This window comes from Herbiconiux sp., assembly GCF_023264855.1.
Classification (GTDB): domain Bacteria; phylum Actinomycetota; class Actinomycetes; order Actinomycetales; family Microbacteriaceae; genus Herbiconiux.
In genome coordinates this window covers 78,466-88,911 of sequence record NZ_JAHFUW010000006.1, presented here as the reverse complement: position 1 = coordinate 88,911, position 10,446 = coordinate 78,466, and the positions used below count along the sequence as shown (strand labels likewise).

The following is a 10,446-nucleotide window of genomic DNA, read 5'->3' as shown; positions in this document are numbered from 1 at the left end:
CCAGATTGTGACAATCATGTCGACCTCCGATCATCACCCCCGTGCGCGACCGAATCGTTCGAGATGGATCATCGGCCTCCTGGCCGTGCTCGGTGCGACCCTGCTGATCTTTGGAGCGATCGGAGGGATCAACCTGATCACCAGCGCCGACGGCCCCGACTGCGAACCGGACTACGGCAACTGCATCCCCGTCGCCGACATCGGCTGCAACGTCGACACCGACCCGAATTGCATCCCGGTGGGAGACGTGGACTGCCCGGATGTGGGCGGTGACGGTCCCCGCTTCGCCCCGGGGCCGGTTGCCGTGACCGGCTCCGACATCTACAACCTGGACAGCGACGGAAACGGAATCGCCTGCGACTAGACGATGGTCCCGGGCGCGGGGCTGCCTCGCCACCAGATCGGCGGCGAGGTGGCTCGCATCCACGACGTGGACCGGGCCGGATGGCCCACCGATCAGAGGCGGGCGATGCGGCTGAGGAGTTCGGCGTAGAAGGGGTCGGCGTCGACGTCTCGGGCGTAGAAGATGTTCTTCGGGAGGTCGGTGATCTGCCACCAGTCTGCGACCAGCATGCCCATCGTCAGCTCGCTCGCGGTTTCGATGCGGGCGTTGATCTGGCGGCCGTGGAAGAGTTCTGGGCGCAGCAGGTAGAGGGGCACGACGGGGCCGTGCAGCGGGGCGCCGTCCCAGCCGTACTTCTCGAGGTCGAAGGTCTCGCTGAAGGTGAGCATCGCATCCACCGCCCGGCCGGGCTCGGTGCCGAGGGCCGAGAAGGCGTCGAGTCGAGCTCGCGTGTTGCGCAGCTGGTGGGTGATGTCCAGGGGCAGCATGACGATCGGGATGCCCGATTCGAGCACGATGGATGCCGCGTGCGGGTCGACGTAGATGTTGAACTCGGCCGCGGGGGTGATGTTGCCGACCTCGAAGTAGGCGCCGGCCATCATGACGATCTCAGCGATGCCCTCGGCGATGTCGGGCGCCTCGGTGAGGGCGACCGCGAGCGTGGTCATGCTCGAGAACTGGGCGATCGTGAGGGAGTGCGGTTCGCGGGCGGCGGCTTCTCGGCAGAGACGGATGATGGCGGCGACGCCCGACTCGTCCTCGGCAGTGCCGGTGACGGGCGGGAAGTCGTAGCCGTCGAGGCCGGTCTCGCCGTGCACGTGCGCGGCGGTGACGAGCGGGCGGAGCAGGGGCTTCGGGACCCCGCGGTGCACGGGGATGCCGCGTCCCGGTTCGCCGGCGAGCTCGAGCACCTTGAACACGTTCTCGACCGTGTGATCGAGAGTGGTGTTGCCGGCGGAGGCCACGATGGCCTTGATGCGGAAGTCTTCGGGCGACGCGAGGATCGCGAGCAGCGCGACGGCCTGCTCCTGGCCGGGGTCGGTGATGCAGATGAGGTCGCGCACGGGCGCATCCTTTCGAGGTTCGCCACCTATCGACCCGTCGCATATGGCCCGATACCGAAGGTTTTAGGGGCCGAATGTGACGTGTCGATGGGGGCTTTGGGTGGGACCGGGGTGGGGGCGCTTGGAGGTCGCCTCCACCCCGGGGTCTTGGGAGGTGCGGGCCCGAGGTTCGGGCCGCAGAGGCCGGGCCGCATGGGCCCGGCCGGCTGGCAGGGGCCGCTGTTTACGGGGCCGAAGGGGTCTCGATCTTCAGCGAGCCGTCGATGATGGCGGCCTGGATGGTGTCGAGCTCGCCCTGCAGGGTGGGCGCGACCTTCGACTCGAAGGCGTGGAACGGGCTCATCAGCACACCGCCGTTGTCGAGGGTTCCGACGTACTCCTCGTTCGAGAAGTCACCGGCGGCCGCGGCCTGGATGACCTCGGAGATCGACTTGGGCATGTCACGGGCGATCGAGGTGAACCAGATGTCGTCGTACTCGGGGTCGCTCAGGTACATGTCGGTGTCGACACCCACGAGGGCGACCGGCGTGCCACCGTCACGGATGGCCTGCGCCGCACCCTGGTAGATCGGGCCGCCCACCGGCACGATCACGTCGGCACCCTGGCCGAGGATGCCCTGCGAGAGCACCTTCGCGGCGTTGATGTCGCTGAAGTTGCCGGTGAAGAGGCCGGTCTGCGCATCCGGATCCCAGCCGATCACCTGCACATCGGTGCCCTTCTGCTGGTTGTGGTACTCGACGCCACGGGCGAAGCCGTCCATGTAGAGCGTCACCGGCGGGATCTGCGCTCCGCCGTAGGTGCCGACCTTTCCGCTCGTGGTGTAGTCGGCGGCGGCGTAGCCCACGAGGAAGCCGGCCTGCGAGGTGTCCCACACCACGCCCTTCACGTTGTCGGCCGTGATGGTGTTGTCGTCGACCATGATGAAGTTGATGTCGGGGTTGGCCGCCGCAGCCTCTTCGGTGGCCGCCGCGAGCAGGTAGCCCATGGTGACGATGGTGGTGCAGCCCTGGTCGACGAGGCTCGCGATGTTGGGCGCGTAGTCGCTCTCGGCCTGCGACTGCACATCGATGTGTTCGGTGCCGAGCGTCTCGGCGGCGTCGGTGACGCCTTCGAGACCCAGCTGGTTGAAGGACTGGTCGTCGAAGCCGCCCTCGTCGCTGACAATGCAGGGGAGGAAGTCGGCGTCGGCCGCGGCGCTTCCGGCGGCTCCGGATGCTGCGGTGTCGCTGGGTGCGCTGGCACAGCTGGCGAGGGCGAGGCCGCCGACCAGGGCGAGAGCGCCGGCGGCGATCAGGCGCCGGGCGCGGGTGGAGGTGGGGATTGCGGGGGACATGGTGTTCTCCTCGAGGGTATCGGTGGTGCTGCGGGATGGGTTGGTGCGGGTGACGCCGGTGGAACGGGTAGCGCCGGTGGTGCGGGTGGAACGTCGTGGGGCCCGGGTGGGGCGGGTCATCGTGGTCATCGCGGGGTCTCTACCCACGCGTAGATCTCCCAGATGTAGCCATCCGGGTCGATGAAGTACGTGGAGCGGGCGCCCCACTCGTAGACGGCGGGCGGGCCGGAAGCCGCGAGACCGCGGGCGGTGAGGTCGGCGTACAGGGTGTCGACCTGCTCCCCCGTCTCGAGTTCGACGGCGAGCATCAGGTGGCCCCCGGTGCGGGTGAACGACTCGCGCTCGGTGTGCGATAGGGCCGGGTCGTCGACGGTGGATGCGTCCCGGATCATCAGGGTCACCTCGCCGCCGTCGAAGCGGATGCGGCCGTCGGGATTCGAAGGCATCGCCTCGAAACCGAGCCGCCCGAGGAAGTCGGCCGTGCGGGCCGGGTCGCTGACGGCGAGTTCGACCTCGGCGATGCGGGGGCGACCGCCGGGGGCGGGTGCTCGCAGCACCGTCACGAAGCCGTCGGGGTCACTGACGGCGAGGCTCGCAGCGCCGGTAGCGGCGTTACTCAGCGGCGCCGCCTCGGGGAGCCGGGCTGCGATCGCGTCGAGCTCCACAGCATCCGGAATCTCCAGAGTGACGCGGAAGGGCAGGCCGGGAGCGGTCGGATACGCAGGGCCGACGGTCTCGGTGATGCTCGGGCGCATCCAGAGGGCCAGGCGGGGGCCGACGCCGAAGTCGTAGTCGACGAAGCGCACGTTGCGCATGCGGCGGGGCAAGCCGAGGCGGTCGGTGTAGAACGCGTCCGAGGCTGCGACCTCGGCGTCGACCAGGCAGATGTCGTCGAGTTTCATGGGTGCTCTCCTTCGGCGTCTTCGGCCCAGGCGCGGAGGTGGGCCTCGCGCACGTAGGGCTCGATCTCGGTCTGGCGAGCGCGCCACGACGGCACCCGCGCAAGGTAGGCCGCGGCCTCCCGGCGGAACTCCGCCAGGAGCGCGAGGTCGTCGATGCGGGTGCAGCGGCCGTCTTCGACCACGAGCCGGCCATCGACCCAGACCTGATGGATGGACGAGCCGTTCTCGGCGAAGACCAGCTGCCGGGCGGCGTCGTTCAGCGGGGTGAAAGCGGTGTCGCGGGTGAGGTCGACCACCACGAGGTCGGCCTTCAGGCCAGGGGCGATCGCGCCCACGGTATCGGCCCAGCCGGCCGCCCGCGCTCCGGCGACGGTCGCGGCGTGCAGCACCTCGGCGACCGTTGGCCACTGGCGATAGTCGGGGTCGGTGAGGGTGTGCAGGGTGGCGGCGGCCTTGATCACCTCGTGCATGCGCAGCGAGTCGTTGCTCGAGGCACCGTCGGTGCCGAGCGCCACCCGCACGCCGGCGTCGTGCAGCGCCCGCCAGGCGAGCACGCCCGAGCCGAGCTTGAGGTTCGAGAGCGGGTTGTGCACCACGGTGGCTCCGGATGCGGCGAGCAGGTCGAGATCGCCGGGCGTCAGCCAGATGCCGTGGGCGAGCACAAGGTTCGGCCCGAGCACGCCGAGGTCGTGCAGGTGCTGCACGATCGTGCGGCCCTCGTAGCGGGTGCGCGCCAGCTGCTGCTGCAGCTTCGTCTCGAGCAGGTGGGTGTGCAGCACCTCGCCGTGCTCGCGAGCCTCGGCGGCTGTGCGCAGCAGCAGCTCGTCGGTGACCCGCTGCGGGGCGCTCGGGGCGACGGCGTAGCGCAGGCGGCCGTCGCCGTGCCGGGCGGCGAGCTCGCGGGCTTCGGCGCAGAACGCGAGGTAGGCATCCTGGATCGCGGCGGACGGGGGCATCGCCGCCCGGCTCGCCTCGATCAGGGCCGGCGGCAGGACGTCCTCGGCGTAGGCAAGGCGGTCGACCATGGGCACGTCCACCGCGGTACCCGTGCAGGTGGCTCGTATGCCGGCGTCGGCATACGCCTTGAGCACCTGCGTGAAGGTGGCGGGCGTCGCATCCGGGAGCTCGCCGGTGTCGTCGAGAACCGTGGTGACGCCGCCGCGCAGGGACTCGATCGCCGCCACCGCGGTGCGCAGATAGACGAGGCGCTCCGGCACGGGGTCGACATCGGCCGGCGGGTAGCTGAGGAGGGTCCACACCTCCAGCGGAAGGGGGTCGCTCGTGCCTCGCAGCAGGATCTCCCATGAGTGGGTGTGCGCGTTCACGAAGCCCGGGTGCAGCAACAGGCCGGTGGCGTCGATGACGTGGGTGGGGCCGGTGGCGGCGCCTGCGGCGGCGGCCGAGGTGGCGGTGGCGGTCAAGGTCGAGGTCGAGGTCGAGGTCGCGGGGGCGGGGGCGGCGATGATTTCGCTGGGGTCGAGGGCGGGCGGGAGCGGGCATCCGTAGGGCGCCGTGACCGCCGTGATGCGATCTGCGTCGATGAGCACGTCGGCGCGGAAGGGCTCGGCGCCGTGCTCATCGTCGAGGGCGATGACGAGGGCGTTCTGCCAGAGAGTGGGCATGGTGCTTCCTGGTGGGGCGTGGGCACGCGGGCGCGCCGAAGAGAGGGGGCTGACGGCTAAGCCGTCGAGGAGGCCTGGTGATACGCGGAGCGCAGTCGACCGGGCTACCGCATCACGGGATCGCGGTCGACGGACGCCGGAGCCGGCGGCCGCGAGTACGCGAAGCACGAGAGAGAAGCGCCGCGCATGGTCGTCAGCGCGTCACCGGGCAGGGCTGCGATGGCAGCTCGGCCGGGGATGGCGTGACGTCCGCGCGGGGCGTGCGCGCAGCATCCGGAGCCCTCAACGGGCCGGTGGGCGCACTTCTCCCCCGGTGCGGGGCGGGGTCACCTGTTGAACGAGAAGACAGAGGTGTTGTGGTGGCCGCTCTGGCGGCGCAGGCAGAACCACGGGCAGAACCCCTGTGACTCGTGCGACAACCTCATGCTCCGACGGTAGCGGGCGTGTGTGACGGCGACGTTTCGGCGGTGTTTCTTTTCGCTTTCACGGATGCCCTCGACGACGGGCTGCCCGGTCCCGCTCAGGTCAGGAAATGACCAGCGAGACGAGGAGGGTCATGCCGAGGGCGATGACCGAGGCCAGGGAGACGCCGACGGTGACGGTCTTGAGGGCGCCGCGCACCGACTGGTCGAGGAAGGTCTGCAGCAGCCAGAAGGTGTTCGAGGTGACGTGGATGCAGAAGAGCGCCCCGGATCCGGCGGCGAGGGCGATCAGCAGCGGGTCGAGCCCCATCGTCGCGGCGACCGGCGCGATGATGCCGGCCGCCGTGATGGCCGAGAGCGTCACGGAACCCACGGCGATGTGCAGGATGGCGGCCATCGCCCACACCAGCAGGAGGGGTGCGAACGAGGTGGCCGAGAAGTAGCCCTGCAGCACCGCGCCGAGATCGCCCTTCGCGATCACTGCCGCTAGCGAGCCGCCGATACCGGTGAGGAGGAAGATCTGGCCGCCGTCCTGGAAGCCCTGCACCACAGCCTTCTCGATGCGCTTGGTGCCGACGGCGGAGCGGCCGATGACACCCGTGGCGATCACGGCCAGCAGCAGCGCGATGATCGGGCTGCCCAGGAACTGCAGCGTGGGCACCTCGATGCCGATCACCGTCAGCACGGCCTGGGCGGCGATCAGCAGCAGGGCGATCAGCATGGGTGCGAACAGCAGCAGCAGCGGGCGCTCGCGCTCCTCGCGGTCGACCGGGCGGGTGCTCGCCGGGCCGCGGGGAACGCCGCCGACGGTGGTGCGGATCGATCCGGTGGAGGTGCGGAGCAGCATCCGGTCGGTCGAATCGGCGACCGAGGCGCCGGCATCCGCAGCACCCGCAGCGCCCGTAACACCGGCAGCCCCGGCAGCGCCCGCAGCACCGCCAGCCGAGGCACCCACCTCAGCGCCCTCCTCGTCATCGCGCACCACCGCCTGCTCGTCGCGCTCGGGGTTCCAGAAGCCGAGCCGGAAGAACAGCGACATCAGCAGGATGGTCAGCACCACGGCGGGCGCCACCACGGCGAACCCGCCGAGCATCATCACGCCGAGCGGCACCCCGAGCAGTCCGGCCAGGGCGACCGCAGCGAAGCTGGGCACCATCATCACGATGCCCATCTCGAGCCCGACCGCGAAGGTCACGCCCACGATGCCGGTTCCGACGCGACCGAGCCGTGGCGCGATGCGGCGGGCGAGCGGGGCGGCGATCACGATCAGCACGTCGACGAAGATCGTCTGCAGGTAGGTGGCGAGCGACAGCCCGAGTGCGTAGGGGATGCCGCGTCGGCCGAAGATGCGCATCAGGCTCTCGACCAGCCGCGTGATGGCGCCCATCTCGTTCAGCATCGCGCCGATCAGCACACCCCAGCCGATCAGGATGCCCGCCTCCATCATCACGTCGCCGAACCCCTGCGACATCGTCTGCACGGTGTCGACGGGGCCGAGACCGGTGAGCAGGCCGATCGCGGCGGCGCCGAGCGCCAGGGCGATCACGGGGTTGACGCGGAAGCGCACGATCACGACGACGACCGCCACGATCACCAGCGCGACGACGCCGAGGGTGTACCACTCGGGCATGACGGGTCTCCTCCGAAGGCGCGCCCCCTGCGCGTCACTCACACAGTAGGGGCGAGCGGCCTGCTTGAGGGAGACCTTCCGTGCCCTCATCCGGACATGTCCTCAAGCGGCTGCGGGCACGGGCCCAGCCCGGCCGGCACTGCTCGCCAGCCGCGATACGGTTCACGAGTGAGCACCACGACCGGCTCGGGAGACAGCGCGAGCGACGATGGCCTGGCCGAGTTCGGCTACCGCCCGGCACTGTCCCGCCGCATCGGCCGGTTCGGCAGCTTCGCCGCCGGTGTCAGCTACATCTCCATCCTCACGGGCACGTTCCAGCTCTTCTATTTCGGCTTTCTCAACGGCGGCCCCGCCTACTGGTGGTCGTGGCCCCTCGTCTTCGCCGGCCAGCTCACGGTGGCGCTCTGCTTCGCCGAGCTCGCCGCCCGCTACCCGGTGGCCGGCTCGGTCTACAACTGGAGCAAACGCGTGGCCGGGCCCACCGTGAGCTGGCTCGCGGGCTGGATGATGCTCGCCGCCTCGATCGTGACCCTCGCCGCCGTGGTGCTCGCCTACCAGGTGACCCTGCCGCAGATCTGGAGCGGCTTCCAGCTCGTGGGCGACGGCACGGGCGCGAGTTTCGGCATCAGCGCCGTGATCTGGGGCGGCATCCTCATCCTCTTCACCACCGTCGTGAACGCCTTCGGCATCACGCTCATGGCCCGCATCAACAGCATCGGTGTACTGATCGAACTCATCGCCGCCGTGCTGCTCGTGATCATCCTGGCCGCGCACGTCGTCAACCCGCCGAGCGTTCTGCTCGACACCGCCGGGTACGGGGTCGGCCTGCCGGGCGGCTACTTCGGCGCCTTCCTGGTCGCCGCCATCGCCTCGGCCTACGTGATGTACGGCTTCGACACGGCCAGCTCGCTCGGCGAAGAGACCGTCGACCCGCGGCGCACGGCCCCCCTCGCGATCCTCCGCGCGGTGATCGCGTCGTTCGTGATCGGCGGACTCATCCTGCTGTTCGGCATCCTCGCGGCCCCCGAGCTGGGCGACCCGGCCCTCGGCGAGGCATCCGGTGGCCTGCAGTTGATCGTTCTGCAGGCACTCGGCGGCCCCCTCGGCACGGCGTTCCTCGTCTGCATCGTGATCGCCGTCACGGTGTGCGCCCTCGCCGTGCACACCGCGGGCATCCGGCTGATGTTCGCGATGGCCCGCGACAACGCCCTCCCCGGCAGCCCGGTGCTCGCCCGCATCGACCCGAAGCGCAAGGCGCCGGTGGTGCCCGCGGTGGTCATCGGCGTGCTGGCCGTGCTCATCCTGGCCATCGACATCGGCGCCGCCGAGATCTTCACCGCCATCACGAGCGTGGCCGTCATCATGATCTACCTGGCTTACCTGCTGGTGACCGTGCCGCTGCTGATCACACGCCTCAAGGGCGGGTGGGGGCCGACCGGGCGACCGGCGCGATCCGAGAGCTCGCAGGGTGCGGATCGTGCGAAGGGGCCAGCGGATGCCGCGTCCCGCCCGCACTTCTCACTGGGCCGCCTCGGCCTGCCCATCAACATCGTCGCCGTGCTGTGGGGTGCGGGTATGGCGGTCAATCTCGCCTGGCCCCGGGTGGAGGTCTACGGCGACAACGGCCCGCTGCGGTACATCGCCGTGCTGTTCATCGGCGCGGTCGTCGTGGTCGGTCTGGGCTGGTACCTCCTCCGCGGCCGCCACCACGTGGGCACCCTGCCTGACCACGCCCGCTAGGCGAACCCGCGAGAAACCGGAAGGTCGCAGGTCCCCCTTCGGATGCGAACCCCCTTCGGAAGCGGGCCATCTCCGAATGCGAGTCGTCTCAGAAGGGCGCCTCGTCGGGAAGGGGGCCGATCGACCGCAATAGTCTTTCGAGCCGTGGGCGCGGCCCATCCGAATCCAATGCGTGATCGGGCGGCCGAGTCGCGTGCCTGGCGCCGGATGGAGAAGTCCAGTGCAACGCTCTTCCCGCGGCGGCGCTGACAGTCCAATCCGTCTGGTGCTTGAGGGTGTGATGTCGCCGGCAGAGGGCGGCGAGGTTGTCGAGTCCGGTCTCGCCGCCGTGGGCCCAGTCGGTGGTGTGGTCGAGGTCGCAGCGATCGGCGCGACGGGCGCAGCCGGGGAAGCGGCAGTTCTCGTCGTCGAGGATGACCGCGGCACGCAGGTCGGCAGGCACCTTGTAGCGGTCGCGACCGACCGAGAGCCGGACGCCCGTGATCGGGTCGGTGAGGATGCGGGTGACCGTGGGCGCCGCTGCTGTGAGCCGGCGAGCGGTGTCGAGGTCGATCGGACCGTAGCCGCGGAGCTCGGCCGGCCCTCCAGCCCGCCCCAGGAGAGTCAGCACCGGTACCGTGACGGCGATGTTGGCCGCGATGCCACGGGCCCGGGTGGCCGTGCCGCCATCACGGTGCAGGAGGAGATCGGCCAGCGCGTCGGCGCGGAGCTGGGAGTACGTGCGCGCCTCGTCGGGTGCACGGAGGGACCGGGCGAGCTGATCGAGGGTGTCGTCGATCGCGAAGGCCGCGACCGCCGGGAGGTGGCAGACCAGGGTGGCCATGCCGTCACGCTCCTTCTCGAGCCAGACCGCGCGCTCGTCACGGGCTGCGCGGTGCCGATCGTCGATCGATTCGGGATGCATCCGCTCGCGCAGCTTTCGGGCATGAATGGCGAGCTGCGCAGCTGTCTGCGTGGCGGCCTTCGGTACCACCGCTGCCTCGAACTCGGCGTGTGCCGACTCGGGCAACGAGCCGGCCTGCCGGATCACCGCCTGCGCGTGCCGATAGCTGATCTCGCCGTGGGCCAGTGCCGCGAACGTGGCGGGCAGGAAGTCGGACAGCATCTCGGCCTCGTCGATGCGCTGCGCCGCAGTGACCTCGGGAATCAGGAGGGTGGTGGCGACCTCAGCGACCAGCGAACGCCGCGTGTGCTCGAGCGATCCACCGGGAAGGCGGGCCAGCCGGTCGGCCTTGCGGGCCGCTGCCGCGAGGAACGCGACCGTGTCGGCCTCGAGCATTGCCTGCCGGCGCTGAATCACCGCGGCCGAATCCACATCCGCTCCCAAGGCCTGCAACAGCGACACGCGGCTGGGCTCGCCGGTTTCTGCGGGGGCGAAGCAAGGGGCTGG

Annotated in this window: 8 protein-coding genes; 2 read left to right on the top strand and 6 right to left on the bottom strand. The window is 70.2% G+C overall.

Annotated elements, in window-relative coordinates:
* Positions 1 to 16 precede the first annotated feature (16 nt).
* Positions 17 to 364, top strand: a complete 348-nt coding sequence (locus Q0D75_RS04235) for a hypothetical protein (RefSeq protein WP_291049773.1) — start codon at positions 17 to 19, stop codon at positions 362 to 364.
* A gap of 92 nt (positions 365 to 456) precedes the next feature.
* On the opposite strand, the gene Q0D75_RS04230 is transcribed toward Q0D75_RS04235, so the two are convergent.
* The 5 genes from Q0D75_RS04230 to Q0D75_RS04210 form a co-directional block, all read right to left on the bottom strand.
* Positions 457 to 1,407, bottom strand: coding sequence for a nucleoside hydrolase (locus Q0D75_RS04230; protein ID WP_291049770.1), 951 nt, complete (start codon positions 1,405 to 1,407; stop codon positions 457 to 459).
* A gap of 223 nt (positions 1,408 to 1,630) precedes the next feature.
* Entirely contained in the window at positions 1,631 to 2,869 is a 1,239-nt protein-coding gene (locus Q0D75_RS04225) for a BMP family ABC transporter substrate-binding protein (protein ID WP_291049768.1), read from the bottom strand.
* Positions 2,866 to 3,642 (bottom strand): VOC family protein, encoded by a 777-nt coding sequence (locus tag Q0D75_RS04220; protein WP_291049764.1) that lies wholly within the window; start codon positions 3,640 to 3,642, stop codon positions 2,866 to 2,868. The genes Q0D75_RS04225 and Q0D75_RS04220 overlap by 4 nt, the downstream gene beginning before the upstream one ends.
* Positions 3,639 to 5,264: an amidohydrolase family protein gene (locus tag Q0D75_RS04215; protein WP_291049762.1), complete on the bottom strand. Its 1,626-nt coding sequence runs from the start codon at positions 5,262 to 5,264 to the stop codon at positions 3,639 to 3,641. The genes Q0D75_RS04220 and Q0D75_RS04215 overlap by 4 nt, the downstream gene beginning before the upstream one ends.
* A 525-nt stretch (positions 5,265 to 5,789) precedes the next feature.
* Complete coding sequence (locus Q0D75_RS04210; RefSeq protein ID WP_291049759.1) at positions 5,790 to 7,316, bottom strand: SLC13 family permease; 1,527 nt, start codon at positions 7,314 to 7,316, stop codon at positions 5,790 to 5,792.
* Between the two features lie 168 nt (positions 7,317 to 7,484).
* Here Q0D75_RS04210 and Q0D75_RS04205 point away from each other — a divergent pair, with 168 nt between their 5' ends.
* The gene (locus Q0D75_RS04205) at positions 7,485 to 9,056 is read left to right on the top strand and encodes an amino acid permease (RefSeq protein WP_291049757.1); all 1,572 of its coding nucleotides are present in this window, start codon (positions 7,485 to 7,487) and stop codon (positions 9,054 to 9,056) included.
* Positions 9,057 to 9,144: 88 nt separating this feature from the next.
* Here the strand turns inward: Q0D75_RS04205 and Q0D75_RS04200 are convergent, their stop codons facing one another.
* Positions 9,145 to 10,401 carry an HNH endonuclease signature motif containing protein gene (locus Q0D75_RS04200; RefSeq protein ID WP_291049755.1) on the bottom strand — a complete coding sequence of 419 codons (1,257 nt, stop codon included), beginning with the start codon at positions 10,399 to 10,401 and terminating at the stop codon, positions 9,145 to 9,147.
* Positions 10,402 to 10,446: the final 45 nt, after the last annotated feature.